Source organism: Siminovitchia jepli (genome assembly GCF_047228825.1).
Taxonomy (GTDB): domain Bacteria; phylum Bacillota; class Bacilli; order Bacillales; family Bacillaceae_C; genus Siminovitchia.
The window spans coordinates 1-24,162 of sequence record NZ_JBFEGN010000040.1 but is presented as its reverse complement, the minus strand read 5'-3'; the positions used below and the strand labels follow the sequence as shown (position 1 = coordinate 24,162).

Below are 24,162 nucleotides of genomic sequence, written 5' to 3'. Positions count from 1 at the left end.
AAGCTGGTAAACATGGCCTTCTATCGTATAGCCGTTATGATAGAAGGAAACTTTTTGGACATAACCTGCATCCTCATACGTTTTTCATTAAACGAAAGACCGTTGTCTTCGGTATGTTTGTATGCTCAACGATTTCATCCAAGGTCCACATCGGCTTTTTTCGTTAAAAAGCATCAGTATGTTTAAAGCTTTTATCAACACCTTACTCATGGCAACTGCCCTTAAATGACATTTTGGGACAACTCACTATCGTATAAATGGCAGGCAATGGATCTGCCGTCATCTTGTTCTTTTAAACGAGGGCGAATTTTGCGGCATACATCCATCGCAAAGGCACATCTGGGATGAAAGGGACACCCAGAGGGTGGGTTGGATGGACTCGGTACGTCCCCTGTCAAAATAATCCTTTCTTTTTTTAATTTTGGATCGGGCTTTGGTATGGCCGATAGCAAAGCTTGCGAATACGGATGAAGCGGTTCCTTGTATAAATCATTTTTATTTGCGACTTCAACTATTTGCCCAAGATACATAACACATATACGGTCGCAAAAATGTTTTACAACACTTAAGTCGTGTGATATGAAAATAAATGTAAATCCATGTTCCTTTTGCAACCGCGTCAAAAGATTTAAAACTTGCGATTGAATCGATACATCCAATGCGGATACCGGCTCATCGGCGATGATTAACTTCGGCTTTGAAGCCAATGCTCTTGCGATACCAATTCTTTGCCTCTGACCACCGCTAAATTCATGTGGATAACGCTCAATTTGCTTTTTTGTCAAACCAACTTGTTCGGCTATTTCTTCGACTTTTTTTCTAATGTTTTCTTTTCCTTGGACTATATTAAAATTCACTAATGGCTCTTCAATAATATGTTTTACTCTCATTCGGGGATTGAGAGAGGCGAAAGGATCTTGGAAAATAATTTGAATATCTTTCCGAAGCATCCGCATTTCTTTTTCCGAAACCTCCGCCAAGTTTTTTCCCTGAAAATAAACGGTGCCACTTGTCGGGTCCAGAAGCCTCAAGATCACTCTTCCTGTTGTACTTTTACCGCATCCGGATTCCCCTACAACTCCAAAAGACTCACCCTCATACACTTGAAAGGAAACATCATCAACTGCCCTGACATGATTTGTTATTTTCTTTCCAACTATTCCCCCACCCCTAATGGGAAAGTATTTTTTCAGATTCTTTACTTCGAGTAAGACATTCCGGTTCATTTCACTTTCTCCTTCTCATACAGGACTTTTGCGCGGAAGTTGCTCTTCATAAAGCCAACATTTTGCACTTGCTTGTTCATTAATAAAAAATTCTTTGGGTGATTTCTCATGACACAAATCAAAGGTATGTGGGCATCTGTCGGCGAACCGACAACCTTTCGGCATGTCAGTTGGTGAAGGCACTGTTCCAGGAATTGAGGAAAGGACTTCCTTGTCTTCCTCGAGCTTTGGAAGAGCGGCTAGCAATCCTTTTGTGTAGGGGTGTTTGGGAGATTCAAACAATTCTTCCACTGTCGTCCTCTCGACAACTTCACCAGCATACATGACGATCACTGTATCACATACTTCCGCAACAACGCCTAAATCATGTGTGACCAAAATAAGGGACATATGCATCTTGTCTTGCAAAGATTTCATTAAGTCAAAAATTTGCGCTTGGATGGTTACGTCCAATGCTGTTGTAGGCTCATCAGCAATGAGCAAACCTGGGTTGCAAGACAGTGCCATCCCAATCATGACCCTTTGTCTCATACCGCCCGATAATTGGTGAGGATAATCCTCAATCACCTTATTCGGTCTGGGGATACCAACAAGCTCTAGCATATGTATGGCTCTTTTTCGCGCTTCCGCTTTGGAGATGTTCTCGTGATTCCTAATTAATTCAACAATTTGGTAGCCAATTTTGTAAACGGGGTTCAGCGATGTCATCGGCTCCTGAAATATCATTGCCATATCTTTCCCGCGCAATCGTCTTCGTTCACTTTTTGATAGCTTTGTTATATCCTTTCCATTCAGTTGAATAAATCCATTTTTGACTTTTATATTGGGAGGTAAAAGTCCCATGATGGATAGCGAGGTAAGACTCTTTCCGCAACCTGATTCTCCAACGATTCCTAAAGTTTTTCCTTTTTTAAGTGAAAAAGAAACTTTATTTACTAGTGTTATATCCCCATCTTCCGAAGGAAGAGCGACTTCCAAATCACGTACATTTAATAGTGATAGCGTTTCCAAAATATCAATCCCCTTTGGATGTCAAAAAAAATAAAATATGATGCGATTCCAATTTTGATATTACATAGTTCATTACTAAAATTAATCAATCCTTGACTCATAAAATTATCTTCCTGCCAAACGGAATTAGTAATGAGCTTAATAAATGGCGGTTTTTCTTTTTGGCTAGAGGCTCCCTAGCTGCCACAACCGTAAAACAAAACAGAAAAAATAAAAAAGAAAATTACTCCGGTGAATCTACGTATTTTCATAATCCCCCTCTCGGAAAAATTAATATAATCTTAAACACACATTTTGTGTGTTTGTATGAATGATAACGATTAAACAATTATTTGTCAACACACTTCGTGGTTTTTAATAAAATTAAACACAGTTTGTGGTAGCTTCTTACAAAAAGGAAGGGTCTCATGGTAGAAGGTTTCGGATTCCGTTTGGAAAATTTGCGAGAGAAATTTGGTTACTCAAAAAAAGAAATTAGCATGAAATTAGGCTTTACTCCCAATGTGTATGGAGCATATGAGAGAGAAGAAAGAAGGCCCAATCTGGAAACATTAGTAAGAATTGCCGACTTATTTGATGTTTCAATAGATTATCTTGTTCGGGGAAAAGAATGTTGCAAAACAAGAATAAATGAAGATATTACAGATAGTGAAAAAAATATTAAAGAATTGATTCATTATCTTAAATCCAAGGGCATCGATGAGCCTTACATATTGCAGATTGATAAATGGATTCAATTATCACGCGAAGACCTGATAGAGCTGCACAATCATTTTGAATGGGTAGTAAATAAAGCAAAATCACAAAACGAAGACTGAAATCATCGGGGACAGAACCAAAAAGTGTAAACTTTAATTTGGTGTGAAAGGGCAGATGTTGCAAGATGTAAAAGAGAAGATAAAGGTGCTAAAGAGTAAGGTTATGGGGAGAGTGGAAGAATCCCTTTTTGAGTAAATCTCGGTTATGACAATTAAAAAAGGTTTCATAACCTTATTCATTTGACATTCTTCATTATTTTTGAATTTGGTGAAAGGGCGCTTTAAGAGCGCTCTTTTTTTATTTCTACGTATAACCAAAAGTGGACTTGATACAATGTATATGAGCCTTCCTCCGGTCAGTAAACTGCATTTAATACGTCTTCTTAATCGTCAGCTAGTTCATCGCTGGCATCAACATATATCACTGTATATCTGCAGAATCTTTGACAAGGTACTCTTCTTTAAATTCCTTGCCTATAATGTGATGGAAGTGGACCGCTTCATCAAGACAATATTTATTAAAAAGTAAGGTAGGTTAATAGATTGTATTGTTAACCTCCACGGATACTTATCACGTAAAATATGAACTGCCTTTTCTATGTAGCGCCAGCCACGTCGACAACTGGTTGCCATTGACTGCCGCACCATATTTATTAGCAGTCTATAGAAGGGGGCGGGACGAGGGGCTCCGCCAGCGAATAGCGAAACGGTAATTTCCTTACAAACACTCGTTGAACTTGGAGCGGAAATTCCGCCTCTTTTTTTGCATTTTTTCGCGCATTATTTCGTTCAATCCGCTGGCAAATCTGGACTGCATGATAAATCGTTCAGCAGCCTCTAAATAATGAAGAGATCCTGCCAACAAACATTGTTTCTTAACGCTACCCATGTTATAGGCTATCAATCGGAAAGTGTTTTCATAAATATTAGGGTAATCTCTTAATTGGATCTAGATAAGTCTCCATTTGAATATTTTTTTGGCTGTACCATGTCCGATTTAGCAAAATGGTTGGAAATAAGAGAACCGATTGATAAATTTATAATCATATTAACAATTGGCGCTATGGCCGCAAGTTCGCCAATATATTTAAAAGCTAAAATGGCTGCAAGTGCTGTATTGCATAATCCAACTTGAAATAAAATGGCTCGGGCGTCTTGTTCTTCAATTGAAAGTTTTTTTGCAATAACATAAGCTGCAAACATGGGAAAAACCACTTGAACAAAAGTGACAAGAACGATTAGTGGTAGTAAGCTAAGCTTCATTTGGATAAATGGTGCTCCATTTCCTATAATCGTATGAATGATTAGCAACAGTGATAGAGAAGAACCAATTTTTGTGATTGATTTTGAATAATTAGCAGCCTGAGGAAAACCATGCTGAATTGCTAGACCCGCTCCTAATGGAACTACCACAATAAATATGAAAGATTGCAGTAATTTTAAAAACGAAATGGACACATGACTATCTGAAAGTCCAACCATGGAAAGAGGGGTGATGATTGGGCTGATGGCTATATCGGCTAATGATGCCGCGATCACAAGTGGGGCATTGCCTCCGGCTAAGAACGTGTATAAAGTTGCTGCCGTTGCACTTGGAACGGTTCCGGACAAAATGATTCCTGCAGCAATTTCTGGAAGAGAAGAAAAAAAGATATAAGCTAGCCCGACCGAAATGATTACAGTGAGCGTCCATTTTAAAAGAACTGCAAGTAATAGTTCTTTTCTTTTTGCTCTAATTTCTTTTATTACAGTAATATTCATAGAAAGGCCAGCAAAAAAAATGACAACTCCTAAAAGTAAGCTAGGCACCCAAGAAGGGGCTTTCCAGTATACGGGGGAAAAATAGGTGATCACCGCTACAAATACAATAAGCAGTGGCAGCCTCTTCGAAATAAAATCAATAATAATTCCCATGCCAGAAGCTTCCTTTCTTCAATAATAATTATATAATTACCTATCTTTGACAACGTTAATTATAAAGGCCAGGATTTTGAAAATCTTGGCCTTTTTCGGTGTCTCCATACTAACCTAAGAAACAGTCAACCCCCCGCAAACATTCAATGATTGACCTGTTATGTAATTTGCAGCATCCGATACAAGAAAGACTACACTTTTTGCCACATCGGAGGGTGAACTAATTCGGCCGAGAGGAATTGTTCCTATGTAATTTTCTAAAGATTCTTCCGGTGTTGTATTTGATAATTCACCCATATCTTGAGCCATTTTTGATAGTAGTTCTGTTTTCATAGCACCCGGGCATATGGCATTCACCCTAATGCGTTTAGGAGCAAGGACAATTGAAGCTGTTTTTGTAAGACTAATCATACCTGCTTTAGAGGCAGCGTAAGCAACTGAAAGAGGACGGGGGCTGTTAGATGCCATAGATGAAATATTTACAATAGATCCTCCTTCTGTCATATAAGGTGATACTTGCTGGATCATAAAAAAAGAGGCTTTCAAATTTATATCCATAACTTTATCCCATTCTTGAGAAGTTACCTGATCAAAAGGTTTTACAATATTTATACCAGCATTATTTACTAAGACATTAATTTTTCCATGTTCATTTGTTATTTTGGATATTACTTCCGGTATATTTTCTGGTTTTGAAAGGTCAATCTCAATCCCTTGGGCATCAAACCCTTTTTTTTGGAGTTGTTTAACAGATGATTGAAGTTGTTCTTGATTTCGATCAAGTAAAATAACTTTGTGATTAGCTTCAGCTAATTCTTCGGAAATCGCGTAACCAAGACCCTGTGCGCCACCGGTAATAATTGCTGTTTTAATCATTAATTGGCCTCCTCCTATAAATTGGGCAATCCTTTATGTTTAAGTAGTGTAGCATTTAAAATAATTTTTGAGATTCATTCCTATCAAGGGGATAATAGTACTTTAACCCCTTCACCTGATTGTGCGATCTCAAAACCTTTAGCAAAATCATTTAATGATAGATGGTGAGTTATAGTTGGTGCGATGTTAATTTTATCATGAATAAGAAGATCTTCCATTGTATCCCATGTATCCCACATTTTTCGACCATGAATACCCATTATTGTTGCCTCTTTAAATAAGACGTCAGACGAAAGGTTTAGTGAAATATTGTTGGAAAACAACCCTACCAAAATAACTTGTCCGCCTTTTCTCAAATATGGGATTGCCTCCTGAATGGCACGTTCATTTCCTGTTGTCTCAATAATTACATCCGGACGATGGTCTCCATTTAGAACTATGGATGTATGGGTTTTTAGAGGATTCCATAATTTGAAATTCCCACATTTTGATGCGATCTTTAGACGATTTTCCTTTACATCACTAATATACACCGCCTCGGCACCAAGTGCCTGGGTGACACATGCTGTAAAAATTCCAATCGGGCCTGCACCAAGAACAGTAACACGTTTTCCTTTAACTTCTGCTAGCTGGGCAGCATGAACGCCAACACCGAGCGGTTCCATTACAGAAGCTATCGTATCAGGGATTTGTGAAGGAATCTTCCTTGCACAAATAGATGGAACGATAGCGTATTGGGCAAAACATCCATGGGTATGTAGCCCAAAAAGACGAAGATTTTCACATATATTCTGCTTTTCAGTCCGACAAAGTCGGCAGTCTCCACATGGGATATGTGTTTCAACGCATACTCTGTCGCCGATGGATAATGAAGTTACATTCTTACCTACACGAACAACCTCGCCCACACATTCATGACCAATAATTCCAGGAACAAGTAAATTAGTATTTGCCGCCCAAGGATCCCATGAGTATATATGAAGATCAGTCCCACATATTGCTGCTATTTTAATAGATATCAACACTTCATTTTCTCTTGGTTCATCGATTTCGACTTGTACTTTTTCAGCACCTGGCCCTGGTTTTCCCTTTATTATTGCAAGCATAATGTGACACACCTCCGATTTTTTGGCATTTGTAATAGTATTACTTCAAATGTTGTTGATAGTCTAGATCCATTTGGTAAATTGGCTTTAACATGCAAGGCTATTCAAAATAAATTAATAAAAATATATTAAAAACAGCGAAAATATAAAAGGGTTTGTAAAGTGGACGTTGATTTATATATCCAATTAGGTAATTGGCTATACTCTATGGCCATTTTTTTGATTATTTTAAATAAAAGGAACAAAAAATTTTACAAGGGGGAAGGACGATGAAGAAGTTTTTTGGTAGGGGTCTAACAATATTATTGCTTGTAGCCATAACCCTTATTGGATGCAGTAAACAAACGGGCGGGGGTAAATCTAGCGGAAACGACAAAAAAGATAAAATGAATTTAAAAGTAAGTATTACCGTTTCAGAGCAGGATACATGGGGTGTTGCTGCAAAGAAATGGGCTCAAGATGTTGAAGAAAAAACAAATGGCCATATTAAAATGAAAATATATGCGAATGAATCACTTTCAAACGGAAATCAGCCAAAAGGTTTAGAGGCACTTCAAAATGGTTCTACGGATATTTCTGTTCACTCTACGATCATTTATAGCGTACTCGATGAAAAATTTGCTACACCATCACTTCCATGGTTAATTCCTAATTATGAGCAAGCCGATAAAGCCATGAATGGTGAAGGTGGACAAAAATTAATGGAAATAATTAGAGAAAATGGGATCGAGCCATTAGCTTTTGGTGAGAGTGGTTACCGCCAAATTACGAATAGCAAGCATCCTATCGTTACTCCAGAAGATATAAAAGGGTTAAAGATAAGAACTCCATCTATGGAAATGATGGTCGATACATTTAAAAAATTTGGCGGGGATCCAACAGTGATGAACTGGAGTGAAGTCTTTACTTCCTTGCAACAAGGAGTAATTGATGGTCAAGAAAATCCGCTGCCAATTATTTTGAATTCTAAATTATCTGAGGTTCAAGATTATTTAACGGTTTGGAATTATATGTATGATCCGATCGTTTTTGGAATGAATAAAAAGCTTTTCGATGGATTGGATGAAGAAACGCAAAAGATCATAAAAGAAACAGCTCAAGAGGCTGCAAAATATCAAATTGAGTTAAATAGGAAACAAAATGAAGAAATACTTGCAGAACTAAAAGAGAAAGGTATGGAGGTCGTTGAGCTAACGCCAGAACAAATAGAGGTTTTCCAAAAAGAAGTGCAGCCTGTTATTGATCAATACGAAAAAATAGTTGGAAAAGATTTGTTAGATGCTTTTAAAAATTAATGTTTAAAAAGGGGAGATAGCTTGCCCCTTTTTACCTTTTCTAATTGCTTTATTTAGCTTTGTAATTATTTGTATTGTAAAAAAAGACTAGTGATTTGATTTACATTCCGAGAACCATCTATCGGAATGTAAATCCAACTCGTGAGTCTATCCAACAATACAAATATAAAAAGCCAATTTATTTACATATCAATTAGAATGGTGGGGAAAATATTGAGGTTATTTGTTAAGTTGGAGGAATGGATTCTCATTATATTTATGTCCGTTATATGTATCATAACGATGGCAAATGTACTTTCTAGGCATTTTTTTCATTTATCATTTTCAATGACTGAGGAATTAACTACTAATATTTTTGCATTTATTATATTTATTGGTGCTGCCCTACTTGCTAGAGAAAACGGACATCTGGGCTTTGCGTTATTAACTGATTTATTACCAAGACGTTTTAGGATTCTTATCATATTTCTGGTAGGATGCTTAACCTCCATATTTTTTGTAGTACTTTTTTGGTACGGTATTGAAATGGTTATGCAGCAGCATGGGTATGGCCAAAAGACGCCAGCTATGGGGCTACCCGAGTGGATTATGGGTCTATCTGTTCCTCTAGGTGCTTTCCTATGTACTTTCCGATTTTGGGAAGGGTATCTCGTGGAAATAAAGAAAGAAAAAAAGAAGGGGGAAATTAAATGAGTGTAACGGCTATTTTCTTATTTGTGGTATTTTTCTTATTACTATTTTTAAACATGCCTATTGCAATTGCTTTAGGGTTATCGACAGCTGCTACATTAATCGTATTTGATCTGCCGATTCAATCATTGCCAACAACGCTGCATTCTTCTTTAACTAAATTTACCCTTTTAGCCATACCTTTCTTTTTTTTAGCAGGGTTAATTTTGGAAATGGCTGGAATCTCTCGACGGTTGATTCAACTTGCACAAACTTTGACAGGACACTATACTGGTGGACTCGCTATTGTTTCGGTTGTGGCTGCTTGCTTTTTTGCTGCTATTTCTGGTTCAGGACCTGCAACTATGGCAGCAGTTGGGTCGATTATTATTCCGGCAATGGTTAAACATGGCTATCGTAAGGAAATGTCAGCTGGTCTTTTAGCAACTGCAGGTGGAATTGGAATTATTCTCCCTCCTAGTATAGCTTATATTGTCTATGGTGTAGTTGCTGAAGTTTCAATTGGAGAATTGTTCATTGCTGGTATTATACCAGGGCTTTTAATGGGACTAGTTTTAGCGATATTCAGTTACTTTATCGCTAAAAAACAAGGAATTCCTACATTACCAAAAGCAAACAAAAAAGAAATATGGGCAGCATTTAAAGATGCTTCTTGGGGTTTACTGGCACCTATCATTATATTGGGCGGAATTTACTCCGGAGTGTTTACACCGACTGAATCAGCCGTTGTTGCTGTTTTTTACGGATTGATTGTAGGTTTATTTATTTATAAAGAGATTAAAATAAAGGAAATTCCAAGAATTTTGCTTCAATCAGCCAAAACAACTGCCATGATCATGTTAATTGTTGCTTCAGCATCAACCTTTGCGTGGTTAATTACAGTAGAAGGAATTGCTGAGGATATGGCAAACGCGCTTATGAGTATTGCACCGGAAAAATACACAATATTATTAATGATTAATATTATTCTATTAATAGCAGGTATGTTTGTTGATGCCATCTCTGCTTATTATATTTTCTTACCGATTTTCGTTCCAATTCTAGGTGCTATGGGAATAGATCCAGTGCATTTTGGGGTTTTAATGACAATGAATCTAGCAATTGGCCTAGTTACACCACCAGTCGGTCTTGACCTATATGTGGCTTGCGGATTAACAGGACTCTCACTAAAAGAAGTATCCATTGGGGTGATCCCTTTTGTTATTGCGGCGATCATTGTATTACTATTAGTTACATATATTCCAGCGATTAGTTTATTGCTGCCAAGCTTGTTAGGCATGAGGGGGTAAGGAGTGAGCTTGTTGTCGACAGTAATATGGGAACAAATCAACGTTGATTCAGATAATAGAAAGCCCTTATATAAACAAATTTCGCAGCAAATAGAGCAAATGGTTCATGAAGGGAAGTTGAAACCTGGCATTCGTCTTCCATCTGAACGAAAGATGGCCACGTTATTGAATGTCAGTCGGATGACTCTTACTTTAGCATATGAGGAATTGAAATCACGTGGAATCGTCAGGAGCCAACAGGGCAGTGGAACCTTTATCATGCGAGGACCAAGAATTGAAAAGACAGAACAAGCCGTCACTTGGCATAAGAATTTTGCCTATCAAACCGAAAAAGTAAATCATGGCATGGAAAAAATTATGCGGCTGGGCAGAGACTCTCGCCTAATTCCTTTTGGTGGTGTTGGGACAGCACCAGAAGTCCATCCTGGAATTGATTTTAGCCAATGCTTTGCAGAGCATCTTCGGAAAAATCCAATCTTGCTGCAACTGCCTGCACCTACTCAAGGATATGAGCCCTTAATTTTTGTGCTCAAAGATTGGCTTTCCGAGAGGGGAATATATGCAAATGAACAAGAGATCATGATTGTTTCTGGTGCAATGCAGGGAGTTGATTTAATTAGCCGTTTGTTTTTAGGTCCTGGAGATTATGTCATCATGGAAGAACCCGGATTTCTTGGAGCTTCGGATGCCTTTGCTGCCACTGGTGCAAAAACTTTACGGATTACCCTAGATGAACAAGGAATAAAAACTGATAACATTGAGAACTTGCTCATGCAGTTTCCAGTTAAGTTTATCTATTTAAATCCAACCTTTCAAAACCCGACAGGTATTACTATCTCTTTGCAGAGGAGGAAGGAATTATTAGAGCTTGCCAAAAAATATAAAGTTCCAATTGTTGAAGACGACCCTTTTAGTTTGCTCTATTATGAAGAAAATCCAATTCCATCCTTCAAGGCATTGGATACAGATAATATGGTTATCCACCTTCAATCATTCTCGAAATATTTATTTCCGACTCTTCGTGTGGCAGTATTGGTTGCGGATGAAGGGATCATTTCGAATCTTGTAAAGATTAAGCAAAGAATTGATTTGCATAGTAATAATTTAACTCAAATTGCTGTACAAGTTTATTTAGAGGAAGGAAGATTATCGAACCATATTGAAAAACTTCGGCAATCATACCGAAGGCGTCTATCCTTAATAAAGGACCTTTTAAAAGACAGACCTAACCTTCAGTGTAGACTACCTGACGGAGGCGTTTTTTTATGGTGCAAAATCCCTAAAGGTATTATATCCGAAAGATTGCTGCAAATAGCAATTGAAAAGGGTGTTTTATTTGTGCCTGGTAGTTGGATGAGTGGGGTAGGATTATACGAAAATTACATCCGGTTAGCATTTACACATCCCTCATTAAACGCTCTTAAGGATGGGATTGAACGTATTGATCTTGCTATTAATGAATATTATTCATACCATTTATAACATTGGTTATAGGATATTAACTTGCCACCTCTTATACTATTTGTAAGCACTTACAAATAAAGGATAAGGGGTGTTTTTATTGGTTCAGGAAACAATTTCAGCTGACCTTTTACAAGAATGGTATTATCGTATGTTGCTTATTAGACGCTTTGAAGAGGTAGTGAACGAAAAATTCTTAGCGGGTGATATTCCAGGATTTGTACATCTTTACATCGGAGAAGAAGCGACTGCTGTTGGTGTTTGCTCTGCACTTGAAAAAGAGGATTATATTACGAGTACTCATCGAGGACATGGTCATACCATTGCAAAGGGTGCTGACATTAATCGGTGTATGGCGGAATTATACGGACGTAAAACAGGCTACTGCAAAGGGAAGGGCGGATCGATGCATATAGCCGATTTTGGAATTGGGATGCTTGGAGCAAATGGTGTGGTAGGGGGAGGTTTTAACTTGGCCGTTGGTGCTGCCCTCGCTACTCAATTACGTAAAGGGAAAGAGGTTGCGGTTTGTTTCTTTGGGGATGGAGCGAGTAATAGGGGAACATTTCATGAAGCGCTAAATTTAGCCTCTGTTTGGAATCTCCCAGCAGTATTTATTTGTGAAAATAACCAGTGGGCATCTACCACGCCATTGCATGAAGCAACTCCGGTAACAGATATCTCAATTCGGGGTTCTTCTTATGCTATGCCAAGTGTTATTGTTGATGGAAACAATGTTTTTGAAGTGTATCAGGCTGCTAGTGAAGCTGTTGAACGGGCAAGACATGGAGAGGGTCCTACTTTAATAGAATGCAAGACTTATCGAATCAAAGGTCACTTTGTTGGCGACCCGGAAAAATATCGAACTAGAGAAGAAGTACTAAACCAGATGGAGGTAAATGATCCATTAAAGAAATTTATGGTAAAGGTTTTGAAGGAGGGGCTATTAACAGAAGAGCAATTAAAAGTAATTGAGGAAAAAGTGAAAGAGGAAATTGAGGCAGCTGTTAAATTTGCCGAAGAAAGTCCTTTCCCTGAACCAGAGGAAGCATTTAAAGATTTGTATGTAGAGGAGGAAATAGACTATGCGTAATATCTCTTTTTCCCAAGCAACTTTAGAAGCTATGCAGGAAGAAATGCGACGAGATGGACGAGTATTTATTATGGGTGAAGACATAGCAAGCCAAGGTGGAATTTTTGGTCAGTTTAAAGGGCTCCCAAAAGAATTTGGTCTGGAAAGGGTTCGTGATACGCCTATTTCAGAAACCGCCATTGTTGGGTCAGGTATTGGAGCTGCTCTAGCCGGTGCTGTACCGGTTATTGATATGCACTTTGCAGACTTTATCGGGGTTGCCATGGATGAGGTCTTGAATCAGATGGCAAAGATTCGATATATGTTCGGCGGACAAGGGACGCTTCCACTTGTATTGCGTGCTCCGGATGGTGTGACACAGTCAGCAGCAGCTCAGCATTCACAATCTCTTGAAGCTTTGTTTCTGCATATCCCAGGTCTAAAAGTAGTGATTCCATCGAATCCTGCTGATGCGAAAGGATTACTAAAGGCAGCAATTCGTGATCAAAACCCGGTTATTTATTTTGAGCACAAACAGTTATTTAACCAAAAAGGCCCCGTTCCGGATGGAGAGGTTTTAATCCCTATTGGCAAAGCCGCTGTCGTAAGAGAAGGAAAAGATGTAACGATCGTCTCTTATTCAGCTATGTTAGGGAAATGCTTAGAGGCTACGTCACAGTTAAGTACCCATCATGGAATAGAAGCGGAAGTGATTGATTTGCGAACGATTGTACCGATGGATCTCGATACGATTTATGAATCTGTTAAAAAGACCCATCGTCTTGTTATAGCTCATGAAGCTGTTAAAACTGGTGGCGTAGGAGGGGAAATTGCTGCTTCAGTGAGTGAAAATATCCTGGAATATTTGGATGCACCCATCATCCGGGTAGGTGCGGCATTTACACCTATTCCCTTTAGTCCGCCACTTGAAAAGCATGTCATTCCACAAGTTGAAACGGTTGTATCAGCTGTATTGAAGGCCCGGTGGTAATTCATAAAGGAAAGAGGGAGTGTAATGGCAGTCGTTATTACTATGCCTAAATTTGGATTAACAATGACAGAGGGGACAGTTTCCAACTGGTTAACAGAACCAGGTAATATTATAAAAAGTGGAGAGCCCCTTTTTGAAGTCGAAACAGATAAAATTACTAACGCTGTAGAGGCCCCAGAAACAGGAGTGTTACGCCATATTTTCATTCCGGAAGGTGAAACGGCAAAAGTTGGGGAACCTATAGCTATCATTGCACAAGAAAATGAGGATATTAATGAATATTTAGGCTTAGACACAACGCAAAGTGAAGTTAATAAAAAGCCGCATATAGAAGCGAATCAGGAAGCAGATTCAAAAGAAACTCAGCCTCGTTCTTTAAGTTATATAAAAGCGACCCCATATGCAAAGAAAATAGTCAGAGAGCAAGGGAGATCCATGCAAGATATTAAGCCATCAGGTCCTAATGGAGTGATAGTTTCCCGTGATATAGAACTGGAAACTAAAAAACAGCCAGCCATTTCTCCACTTGCCAAGAAGTACGCGCAGCAACATGGTATTGAGTGGGAAGAGATTCAACAACAAAAACGAATCATGCTTCCTGACGTAATAGCCCAACAATTTAATTCCTCTGATACGGTTAATATAAAGTCTACGCAATACGGAAGCCTGACAAGTGTCACTGAACCAATGTCCGGTATTCGTAAAGTGATTGCAGAACGAATGTCTGAAAGCTGGAAAAGGATCCCTCATGTGACCATTCAACGGGAAGTAGATGTAACTGCACTCGTCTCAGCTTTATCTATTTTATCCACTGAGTATAAAGAAAAAGGTATTAAACTTACAATTACTCATTTTCTAATAAAAATTGTTGCCAATGCTTTAGAGAAGCATCCTATTCTAAATGCTTGGTGTGATGAAAATCAAATAACTTATCACAAAGTAGTGAATATGGGTGTTGCAGTTTCAGTAGAAGAAGGTTTAGTGGTTCCTGTTATATTTGAAGCTAACCAACAGAGTATTTTGGAAATCGCTGATGTATTACGGGATTTAACTGAAAGAGCGAAAGAAAATAAACTTACAGCTGATGAAATACGTGGAAGCACTTTTACAATTAGTAATTTAGGAATGATGAATATTGATGGCTTTGCACCTATTATTAATCCACCAGAAACGGGCATTCTAGGTGTTGGACGTATCATTGAAAAACCAATTTATCAGGGTGGCGACGTTGTTAGACGTTCCATGCTGACGTTATCACTATCTTTCGACCACCGCGCATTAGATGGTGTTGAGGCTGCAAGATTTTTGAACACAATCGATTATTATATCCAGGAACCGCTACGACTCTTAGTGAAAGGGAGATAAACAAATGAATGAGGTGATCGTTATTGGCGGTGGACCCGGGGGCTACACCGCAGCTTTAAGAGCTAGCCAATTAGGTAAAAAAGTTACGCTTATTGAAAAGAAACAATTGGGAGGTACTTGCTTGAATGTCGGATGTATTCCGACAAAAAGCCTATTGGATTCGTCCCATACTTGGGCGAAAAGTAAAGAATTATTTTATAAGAACGAGGATGCCGATGTACCTTGGGAAACTATTTTCTCGCGTAAAGAAAAGACTGTACAACAGTTAAGAAAAGGAATTGAAAGCTTACTTAAGGCAGGAAAAATTAACGTAATCGAAGGAATAGCGTCTCTTGACGGTGATATGAGAGTAATCGTCAATGAAAATAAAGATCTTTCTCTTACAGCAGATAACATTATTCTTGCCACAGGAAGCAAACCAGCGCTTCCTCCCATCACTGGCATTGAATTGCCAGGTGTACTAACAAGTGATGAAATTCATTCTTTGGAAAAACTGCCGAAATCTCTTTCAATCATTGGTGGGGGAGTAATTGGGATAGAATTTGCTAATATATTTGCCGAACTAGGTGTAAAGGTACATGTTATTGAAGCAGCAGATCGAATTTTATCGAACATGGATAAGGATATTTCATCCCAGCTTAAAGAGTGTTTAGAAAAAATGGGGGTTGAATTTTCTTTAAACAAAAAAGTCATCCAAATTGTGAAAGACTCCTCTAACCAACTTAAGATAGACTTGGCAGGGGTTGAAAGTATTAAATCTGAAAAGGTATTGGTAGCTGTCGGCAGAGAAGCGGTGTTTGACCCATTAATGTTAGAGAAAAACGGCATCATTGTTGAACAGGGAAAAATCAAAGTCGACCATTATCAAAGAACGAATCTTCCGGGGATTTATGCGATCGGCGATTGCTCTACTTCGCTTATGCTAGCTCATGTTGCTATGGCTGAGGGAAAAGTAGCCGTTGAACATGTGCTTGGTTTATCACCTAATCCCGTAGTCTATGATTATGTGCCTAAATGCGTCTATACGCACCCGGAGGCAGCTTCTGTAGGTCTTACAGCTGAGGAAGCTCGGAGTAGAGGATTTAATATTGAAGAAGGGGTATTTCCCATTCGTGCAAATGGCAGAGCACTAATTGAAGGTGAACCAGCCGGATTTATCAAAGTCATTACAGATAAGAGTTTAGGAAGGCTTCTAGGTGTACATCTGCTTTCTCCTCACGCTACTGAATTTATAGCCCAAGCCACAATTGCTCTTCAATTAGAAGCGACAGCAGATGAACTTATCAGCATGATCTATCCTCACCCTAGCTTTGTTGAGGGGATTCAAGAAGCAGCATTAACAATTAATCATGGCGCTATTCATTTACCTTTAGTACGGAATTAAAAAGAACATTTAAGGTTTTAAAAAAATGAGAACTATAGCTTATTAAACATGTTAAGGTGAGATTTTGAACGAATCCACACCTTTTGAACTTATTAATTTAGACTAGAAATTATTGTAATTTTCTACTATAATAGAAATAATTCAATTACTTTTATTGAAGGCGTCTTGCAGGGCTTCAGGTGCAAGAGCGATAAGTTCCAGTTTGTCAAACGTCCACATGGCAAACATGCGACATATATCCACGGAAGGATCGGCCTGGTCCAGCCCAACGATAATATAGAGCAATGAACTTATCACAGTTATGGTTGGCTCCTTTCTGCAATTATAACTGAATTGTTCCAGCAAACAGTGGTCACCGGGCGATTCGAAAGAATCCCAAAAAAGTATGCTAGGAGGGTGTTCTGTTATGAAACGGAGTAATAGGCCACAACAATTACATACCCTCCCTAGCTCTGCCAACATTGATTGGTCAAAGTATGAGTCAAAAAATTATTTACATTTTGACAAACCTATAAATATCTCCCACTTCAAAAGAAAGCTCCAAAATCCCAATTGGGTAGCCTCTTATCCTTTCTTACCTTCCATTCATTTTAATATCGATATAAAAAAATACGTAACTGTCTCAAAAAATAAAAGTCTGCCTATCCATGAGCGGAAAGAAAAGAAGACCAAGAGACGGGAAATTTATTATGCAGCGCATAAAGACCGTTTTATTTACAAATATTATGGAGACCTACTAAACAATGCATATAATGATTATGCGAAGGACCATAATATTGATGAAGTTGCAATCGCATATCGAAATAACAAAGGTAAAAGTACTATAGATTCCGCGTTTGAAGTCTTTAAGTTTATTTTCGAGCATGATCATGCTGTTATTATATCTATTGATTTCACCAGCTTTTTTGATAATATCGATCATCGTACGCTTAAAAGGAATATAAAAGATGTTTTAGGTGTTAGAGAACTTCCTCTAGATTGGTATAAAGTTTATAGAAGCCTTACTCAATTTACATACGTTCGGCGTACTGATGTGGATGCCTTTCTGAAACAACGATATGGCGTAAAAGAGCTCAAAAGAATTCGGCGAAACCGTCAATTAACAAGAATAATGGAGCCTTCCGACTTTAGAAGTTTTAAAGAAAAGCATCTTTTTAAAAATAAAAAGCCATACGGAATCCCCCAAGGTTCCGGAATGAGCGCAGTTTGCTCAAATGTTTATCTTGTGCATTTTGATAAAGAAATTAAAGGTTGGGCAGATTATCATCAGGCCCTGTACAGAAGATACAGTGACGACTTAATATTAGTCGTGCCTATTTCCGGTGTAAGTGCAGCAACAATTACTCAACTTAAAAATGAAATTTTTCAGATCATCCTGAAGTATAAAGACCATGGCTTAAAAATCCAAGCAGAAAAAACGAAAATACGTTCATATACCGCAGGTGCCATCTTTGACCAAAATCAATGTACCAGCACACTTGATTATTTAGGCTTCGTAACAGATGGAAGTACTATTCGATTACGGGAGAAAAGCTTGTTTAAATATTATTGCCGCGCATACCGGAAAGCTGACACAAGTAAACGCATAGCCTACGTAACTCAACGAAAAGGCCCCAGAAGAGAGCTATATCAGATATACACACATCTAGGGATGAATTATAAAGGGTATGGCAATTTTATTTCATACGCGTATAGAGCCCACAAAAAGATGTCTCAACTAAAGGCAATCAGCCACATACGAAATCAGGTAAAGAGACATTGGAATAAAATCCATAAGCGGCTATAAAACTTAGGACAGATTTATTTATAATGAAAACGGACCTGACTTCTGATGATACACTGTTGATCGTGAGCCTGCGGTTGAAAGATGTCTGAGCTTGAATTAAAGAAGAAGGAACTTTTTTCCGCGCTGATGATTGGTGTGGATGAAAGGGGAAGGGGACAAAAGCCGTTCAGACACGATGATCGGCATCACAGTAAACCTAGACAAGAAGTAAAGGGATATGCTGGGTATTCCCCGCGATACCTGAGTTGAGATTGTTGGAAATGGATGGCAAAATCAACCACGTCTATGCTTTTGGTGAGGTAGAAATGTCTACGGTGGTAAGGAATTCAGTCAATAGAAGTAACAGAAAAGGGAAGAATATTCATTAATTTTTATTTGGGACAAGGTGCAGATAGTCGATGGGAATATCATGGTTATGATCATGGGGAAACATTCCGCTCTGCAGTAACGGTTGTTGAGCACTCAGATAAAGAATGTTGTATTTATGGATTGGCCTTTTTAAAAGCTTATTGATGACATGGGCTCAGGCGCGAGGATTTAATGATGGAAGAAGAGATGTTTGGGTAGCGATTTGTGATAATCCAGACGCAGAGAAACAGGTGGGAGAGACCGAAGGCACATTTTGAGAGAAGAAAGAAACACTGGAATCAAGGTGAAGATATGGATTCTTATCTTGAATGATTCCTCAAGTTTCCTTATTTGATTAGGGAACAGTGAAGAGTGTCACTCGATTGTCCCTTAAGGGTGGTCCATCTCTATAACACAGGAATCTAAACCCAACCAGATGAAATGAGAGTAACCCTGGGGTCAAGAAAACAGGAGCAAGTTCCGCTGAGCTTGCTCTTTGTTGTGAACAGGTTTCGATATGATCCGGGGATTATAATTGTAGTACTTTATTTTTTCGGCCAGGTCCAATGTTAGTCATGGGAGGTTCAAATTGTAATCTTATACTGAGGAGAGGAGTGGTTCACATGAGAGTGATAGAAAAGGTGAGTGCCTTTGCAGGCAATACGTTTGCCTACTGGGTTATCTTGTTTGCGGCTTTGGCATTATTTTTCCCTGAAGGGTTTACTTGGATAGCACCATATATTTCCTGGCTGCTCGGAATCATTATGTTCGGAATGGGGATGACGCTTTCGTCATCGGATTTTAAAAAAGTGTTCAGCCATCCCAAATCTGTCTGGATCGGTGTTGTTGCCCAATATGTCATTATGCCTTTTTTGGCTTTCGTATTAGCTTACGGGCTTGGACTTCCTCCCGAAATTGCGGTAGGTGTCATCCTGGTGGGAGCATGCCCCGGCGGAACATCTTCAAACGTAATGACCTATTTGGCAAGAGGCAATACGGCATTATCCGTTTCAATGACTGCTGTTTCTACCCTTTTGGCACCAATCCTGACCCCGGCCATTACGCTGCTGCTTGCAAGTAAGTGGCTTCCCGTTTCGGCAGGGGACATGTTTAAATCTGTTGTGACCATAGTGCTTTTACCCATTGTATTAGGCCTGATTGTGAAAGCATTGTTCCAAAAGCTGGTGGAAAAAAGCATTTCGGTGCTGCCGTTCATTTCTGTTATTGGGATTGTTGCCATTGTGGCAGCTGTAGTGAGCGGAAATAAGGAAAAAATTTTGGAAAGCGGCCTGCTCATTTTGGCGGTTGTCATCTTGCATAACTGTCTGGGCTATTTGCTCGGATTTCTCGCCGCAAAAATATTAAAAATGAATTATGAAGACCAAAAAGCCGTATCCATTGAAGTCGGCATGCAAAACTCCGGTCTTGCCGCTGCTCTTGCGGCCGCCCACTTTACACCGCTGGCCGCTGTACCCGGTGCCATCTTCAGCGTTTGGCACAATGTTTCCGGTTCACTTCTTGCCAACTATTGGGGGAAAAAAGCCGAAAAACATAATATCTTAGAGGATCATCAGGATAACGATAATTCGACTGACTTCAAAATGAACAACTGACAAGCATGCGTTTGTCAGTTGTTTCACTGGGACGTGCCAGGCCTCTCTATAATGCGGAACCCGGCCGGGTCATTTATAAGCTTGCCCAAAAACATGAACGTGCCGGGGCACCTCTGCACATGCGGAACCTATATAAAACAGCACTTGCATCAAGCAAAAACTTCCGATTTTTTAAACCGGTCATAGCGAAGCGGTTCTGTGGGTATGATGGTTTCGGACTTTCCATTAACAATTTCTTCCATTAACTTGCCTGTCCCTGTTGCTAAACTGATGCCGTCCCCTTCATGTCCCGCTGCGATATAAAATCCCGGGATTTCTTCAACCGCCGAAACGATTGGCAAATGGTCTTCCGTGTATGGACGGAAGCCTGTATAAGCCCGAATGATTTTGAAATCATCCATTTTCGGGAAAAACCGCAGTGCGCGTCTTGCCATCGTTTCAACAACACGAATATCTATCGTTGGGTCATAACCCACAAATTGACGGCTGCTTCCGAGTAAAAAGTTTTGACTTTCTGTTGGTTCAAGGACAAGTGCCACTCCATGTTTGGCTGTACGCTCATCAGCAATGCGCTCACGGCCAAATTTATTCATCAGATAGCCAAATTCCATAACATTGCGCATCATGACGGGGTGCTGTCTCGCACCAACAAGAATATGGCCTTTCCGCGGAGTAATGGGTATATCAACACCTAACATTTTCCCGATAAATGGTGCCCAGACACCAGCTGCATTGACAACTTTTTTCGCATGTACATCCCCATTCGCCGTATGAATGGTAAAATCGCCATCGCTTTTTACAATATTCTTTACTTCTGCTTGTGTTTTCACCGTTAATCCATAAGCGCTTTGGGCTTTGTCGATTAAAGAGTAACAAAACAGATATGGATTAATGAGGGAGTCTGTTTCACATTCCAATCCTCCTGGAATATCATCAGCAAAAAAGGGAGATTCTTTACGAATATCTTGTTGATCCAATACATTAAACTTTAAACCGGCTTCCCTTTGTGTTTTCACCCAATCGACGGCGGCTTGCATTTCTTCATCATTGTCACAAACTAGTATACTGCCAAGCTTTCTATATTCAAACGGCCGATCTAATTTTTCATAAAGTTCTTCAATCAATTGCTGGCTGACTAAAGACATATGACTGTCAAATCCGGGATCCTTATCGACAATCGTAACATTTCCATCACAACGGGAACTTGTGCCACTGGCAATGTCATTTTTTTCAATCAGAATGCATTCCAAACCAGATTCAGCAAGGTAATAAGCTGCTGCACAACCGACAATTCCGCCCCCAATGACAGCAACTTCAAAATGATTAGCAGGCATCATCATAACCCCCAACATATAAATTCGAAAAAACTGGTAAACAAGTATCTAATGGTTAACTCGAACAATAATAAACCATCCTATGAAATTCTTTCTTTCGTAAACTCCAATTCTTTTTCCGCTTTTTGTTTATTTACTATCTGCTCAAACGCTGCAGCTACTTTTGCGCGACCTTCCGGGATGTGAGGATGAAACTGTATCGTAGCCGCATCACGGGTTGCTCTCACTTGATCAACTGCTGCTTGTAATTTACCTTCGATTTCAGGTCTGTTCAATTCTTTATTTACGATGGACAATCCTGCAACTGTCCCCTGTTCGCGGGCTACTTTGGCACTTTCAATTCCTGTAATATTACCAGCTACGTAAATGCCGGCTATCGGTGTTTCCATTTTTTCATTGTGAACCGGTACATGGCCGCCAAGTTCCTCCGAGTAAAGGAACGGACAGCCGACAACCGCAGCGAGTTCTGCTAACGGATATAATCCGCCGGCGATACAAACAAAGTCGACTGGGATTTCCTCTTCTGTATTTGGGATCATATCTCCATTCATGGTGACATCGACCATCGTAACGGATTCGACTTTATCGGTGCCATTAATTTGTTTGATCGCTTTATTCAGGTAAATCGGCATTCCCCACATCTTAATTCCTTTTTTAGGATAAAATTGCAGTGCTAAATTTTGAACAAATTTATATTTCGCAAATTTGCTTCCAAATCGAATAAACTTGGAAGGTGCCAAATGCGCAATTCGTGATAAGCGCTCCATTACCGCCCGCGGATTTGATTGATCTTCCGTTACAATGTTGGGAGCCGGCAGTGCCATGCAGTACAGGTCAACGTCGGCAAGTTGCAGCTCCCTGGCAATCGCTGCAGATAAAACGTTTACTCCAACAATAAGTCCTTTTTGGCCGACTTTCACCCGATGAACGTTCGTCATGACTTGAGCGGCACCAATCGACATGACTCCAGGAAGTGTCCAGCCGGGAATCGGAGCCGCGGATTCGGCAGCACCCGTTGCAACCAGAACATTTTTCGCAGTAAAATTTTGTTTTTTTGTATGCACAACAAATTGATGGTCCAATCTTTCAATATGGTGAACCGAGACGCCTAAACGAATATCTGTATTTAAGTTTTCTGCTCTTTCCTGTAAAGCTCTGCTTTCTTCTATTCCATTCCACCATTGCCCATTCGGCTCTTGATGAAGCTGTCCAAGAAGCCGGCCGCCGGCTTTCGGAAATTCATCCAAAACGACAACATCCAAATGATTTTCTCTGCATTGAATGGCAGCCGCTAAACCTGCGGGACCTGCACCAATAATGACAACATCATGGATCTGCATTTTATTTTTGTCCCTCCTGTTCCATGAACTCGGCATACGTTCTTGGCAATTCCCCTTCTTTTGATGGATCGAATGGGGAAGGCAGAACTTTTCCGCTTTCTATAACCATATTTTCTTGAATGGGCGTAAGACAAGCGCGAACATTTGATTCTCCATTCACAGTTACACGACATTCATAACAATGGCCGATATTGCAATAAATTCCCCGAGGGTTTCCAGACTCTTCGTGTTTGCGCAGCGTACGGATTCCATGTGCCAAGAGAGCGGATGCAATCGTATCGTTTTCAAATCCTTCATATGTGTTGCCATCAAATACAAAGCGTACTTTTTTCTTTTGGTCCAATTGGCCCAGCACAGGATGATGAACAATTCTATTGGTCATCTTTTGCACCTCCCAAATCCGTTAAAGATATAGGTCTTACTGGAGGAGCAACCTTTAGTGGAAGCGCATCAGTCGGGTTCTCCTTTGTAATATTCGTTAATACTTTATCAATAGCCGGGCGGCAAGTCCGCCCGCCGCAAAATCCCATCCCGGCCCTTGTCCGTAATTTGATTTCACGTGCAGAGCTTTTATATTTTTTGGCTGTTTCTTCTAAATCTTTTAAAGTTATTTCTTCGCATCGGCATATAATGGTGTCTTTCATAATAAAACTCCTCACTAGTTTTATAAATGTAAAAATTGCTATACTATGTGACCCAAATCTTTGGTTCTCATCCTTTTCGGTCACGTAGAACTACTCTATGTGACCCAAATCTTTGGTTCTCATCCTTTTCGGTCACGTAGAACTACTCTATGTGACCCAAATCATCGGTTCCCATCCTTATCGGTCACGTAGAACTACTCTATGTGACTCAAATTATCGGTTCTCATCCTTTTCGGTCACGTAGAACCACTCTATGTGACCCAAATCATCGGTTCTCATCCTTATCGGTCACGTAGAACTACTCTATGTGACCCAAATCTTTGGTTCTCATCCTTTTTGGTCACGTAGAACTACTCTATGTGACCCAAATCATCGGTTCTCATCCTTATCGGTCACGTAGAACTACTCTATGTGACCCAAATCATCGGTTCTCATCCTTATCGGTCACATAGAACCACTCTACGTGACCCAAATCATCGGTTCTCATCCTTTTTGGTCACGTAGAACTACTCTATGTGACCCAAATCATCGGTTCTCACTCTTTTCGGTCACGTAGAACCACTCTATGTGACCCAAATCTTTGGTTCTCATCCTTATCGGTCACGTAGAACTACTCTATGTGACCCAAATCATCGGTTCTCATCCTTATCGGTCACATA

General features: G+C 39.6%; 21 protein-coding genes. 11 read left to right on the top strand and 10 right to left on the bottom strand.

From position 1 onward, the window contains the following. Positions 1 to 73 precede the first annotated feature (73 nt). The 3 genes from AB1L08_RS13420 to AB1L08_RS13410 form a co-directional block, all read right to left on the bottom strand. Entirely contained in the window at positions 74 to 151 is a 78-nt protein-coding gene (locus AB1L08_RS13420; RefSeq protein WP_413065183.1) for a helix-turn-helix domain-containing protein, read from the bottom strand. A 70-nt stretch (positions 152 to 221) separates the two neighbouring features. Further along, complete coding sequence (locus AB1L08_RS13415; protein ID WP_413065172.1) at positions 222 to 1,226, bottom strand: ABC transporter ATP-binding protein; 1,005 nt, start codon at positions 1,224 to 1,226, stop codon at positions 222 to 224. A gap of 15 nt (positions 1,227 to 1,241) precedes the next feature. Further along, entirely contained in the window at positions 1,242 to 2,240 is a 999-nt protein-coding gene (locus AB1L08_RS13410) for an ABC transporter ATP-binding protein (RefSeq protein ID WP_413065182.1), read from the bottom strand. A 404-nt stretch (positions 2,241 to 2,644) separates the two neighbouring features. Between AB1L08_RS13410 and AB1L08_RS13405 the strand changes: the two genes are divergently transcribed. Further along, the gene (locus AB1L08_RS13405) at positions 2,645 to 3,055 is read left to right on the top strand and encodes a helix-turn-helix domain-containing protein (protein WP_413065171.1); all 411 of its coding nucleotides are present in this window, start codon (positions 2,645 to 2,647) and stop codon (positions 3,053 to 3,055) included. Between the two features lie 879 nt (positions 3,056 to 3,934). Here the strand turns inward: AB1L08_RS13405 and AB1L08_RS13400 are convergent. The 3 genes from AB1L08_RS13400 to AB1L08_RS13390 form a co-directional block, all read right to left on the bottom strand. Next, complete coding sequence (locus AB1L08_RS13400; RefSeq protein WP_413065170.1) at positions 3,935 to 4,909, bottom strand: bile acid:sodium symporter family protein; 975 nt, start codon at positions 4,907 to 4,909, stop codon at positions 3,935 to 3,937. A gap of 114 nt (positions 4,910 to 5,023) precedes the next feature. Continuing rightward, positions 5,024 to 5,785, bottom strand: a complete 762-nt coding sequence (locus tag AB1L08_RS13395; protein WP_413065169.1) for an SDR family NAD(P)-dependent oxidoreductase — start codon at positions 5,783 to 5,785, stop codon at positions 5,024 to 5,026. An 83-nt stretch (positions 5,786 to 5,868) separates the two neighbouring features. Continuing rightward, complete coding sequence (locus AB1L08_RS13390; RefSeq protein WP_413065168.1) at positions 5,869 to 6,891, bottom strand: alcohol dehydrogenase catalytic domain-containing protein; 1,023 nt, start codon at positions 6,889 to 6,891, stop codon at positions 5,869 to 5,871. Positions 6,892 to 7,160: 269 nt separating this feature from the next. Here AB1L08_RS13390 and AB1L08_RS13385 point away from each other — a divergent pair, with 269 nt between their 5' ends. The 10 genes from AB1L08_RS13385 to AB1L08_RS13340 all read left to right on the top strand — a co-directional run bounded on the left by AB1L08_RS13385 (position 7,161) and on the right by AB1L08_RS13340 (position 20,185). Continuing rightward, positions 7,161 to 8,186 (top strand): DctP family TRAP transporter solute-binding subunit, encoded by a 1,026-nt coding sequence (locus AB1L08_RS13385; RefSeq protein WP_413065167.1) that lies wholly within the window; start codon positions 7,161 to 7,163, stop codon positions 8,184 to 8,186. A gap of 213 nt (positions 8,187 to 8,399) precedes the next feature. Next, positions 8,400 to 8,879, top strand: a complete 480-nt coding sequence (locus AB1L08_RS13380; protein ID WP_413065166.1) for a TRAP transporter small permease — start codon at positions 8,400 to 8,402, stop codon at positions 8,877 to 8,879. After that, the gene (locus AB1L08_RS13375) at positions 8,876 to 10,165 is read left to right on the top strand and encodes a TRAP transporter large permease (protein ID WP_413065165.1); all 1,290 of its coding nucleotides are present in this window, start codon (positions 8,876 to 8,878) and stop codon (positions 10,163 to 10,165) included. The genes AB1L08_RS13380 and AB1L08_RS13375 overlap by 4 nt, the downstream gene beginning before the upstream one ends. Positions 10,166 to 10,168: 3 nt before the next feature. Then, a complete protein-coding gene (pdxR, locus tag AB1L08_RS13370) occupies positions 10,169 to 11,647 on the top strand; it encodes a MocR-like pyridoxine biosynthesis transcription factor PdxR (protein ID WP_413065164.1) in 1,479 nt (492 codons plus the stop codon). A 130-nt stretch (positions 11,648 to 11,777) separates the two neighbouring features. Then, entirely contained in the window at positions 11,778 to 12,719 is a 942-nt protein-coding gene (locus AB1L08_RS13365; protein WP_413065181.1) for a thiamine pyrophosphate-dependent dehydrogenase E1 component subunit alpha, read from the top strand. Beyond that, the gene (locus AB1L08_RS13360; protein WP_413065163.1) at positions 12,712 to 13,689 is read left to right on the top strand and encodes an alpha-ketoacid dehydrogenase subunit beta; all 978 of its coding nucleotides are present in this window, start codon (positions 12,712 to 12,714) and stop codon (positions 13,687 to 13,689) included. The genes AB1L08_RS13365 and AB1L08_RS13360 overlap by 8 nt, the downstream gene beginning before the upstream one ends. Before the next feature lie 24 nt (positions 13,690 to 13,713). Beyond that, positions 13,714 to 15,054: a dihydrolipoamide acetyltransferase family protein gene (locus tag AB1L08_RS13355; protein WP_413065162.1), complete on the top strand. Its 1,341-nt coding sequence runs from the start codon at positions 13,714 to 13,716 to the stop codon at positions 15,052 to 15,054. Positions 15,055 to 15,058: 4 nt separating this feature from the next. Further along, positions 15,059 to 16,438, top strand: coding sequence for a dihydrolipoyl dehydrogenase (lpdA, locus tag AB1L08_RS13350; RefSeq protein WP_413065161.1), 1,380 nt, complete (start codon positions 15,059 to 15,061; stop codon positions 16,436 to 16,438). A 406-nt stretch (positions 16,439 to 16,844) separates the two neighbouring features. After that, positions 16,845 to 18,224, top strand: coding sequence for a reverse transcriptase domain-containing protein (locus AB1L08_RS13345; RefSeq protein WP_413065160.1), 1,380 nt, complete (start codon positions 16,845 to 16,847; stop codon positions 18,222 to 18,224). A gap of 971 nt (positions 18,225 to 19,195) precedes the next feature. Continuing rightward, on the top strand, positions 19,196 to 20,185 hold the full coding sequence (locus AB1L08_RS13340) for a bile acid:sodium symporter family protein (RefSeq protein WP_413065159.1): 990 nt from the start codon (positions 19,196 to 19,198) through the stop codon (positions 20,183 to 20,185). 149 nt (positions 20,186 to 20,334) lie between these two features. Here AB1L08_RS13340 and AB1L08_RS13335 read toward each other — a convergent pair whose 3' ends face one another. The 4 genes from AB1L08_RS13335 to AB1L08_RS13320 form a co-directional block, all read right to left on the bottom strand. After that, the gene (locus tag AB1L08_RS13335; RefSeq protein ID WP_413065158.1) at positions 20,335 to 21,522 is read right to left on the bottom strand and encodes an NAD(P)/FAD-dependent oxidoreductase; all 1,188 of its coding nucleotides are present in this window, start codon (positions 21,520 to 21,522) and stop codon (positions 20,335 to 20,337) included. A 77-nt stretch (positions 21,523 to 21,599) separates the two neighbouring features. Next, positions 21,600 to 22,859 (bottom strand): NAD(P)/FAD-dependent oxidoreductase, encoded by a 1,260-nt coding sequence (locus AB1L08_RS13330; protein ID WP_413065157.1) that lies wholly within the window; start codon positions 22,857 to 22,859, stop codon positions 21,600 to 21,602. 1 nt (position 22,860) lies between these two features. Continuing rightward, the gene (locus AB1L08_RS13325) at positions 22,861 to 23,241 is read right to left on the bottom strand and encodes a (2Fe-2S)-binding protein (RefSeq protein WP_413065156.1); all 381 of its coding nucleotides are present in this window, start codon (positions 23,239 to 23,241) and stop codon (positions 22,861 to 22,863) included. Further along, positions 23,231 to 23,503 (bottom strand): (2Fe-2S)-binding protein, encoded by a 273-nt coding sequence (locus AB1L08_RS13320; protein ID WP_413065155.1) that lies wholly within the window; start codon positions 23,501 to 23,503, stop codon positions 23,231 to 23,233. Before AB1L08_RS13320 ends, AB1L08_RS13325 begins: the two co-directional genes overlap by 11 nt. Between the last annotated feature and the right edge of the window lie 659 nt (positions 23,504 to 24,162).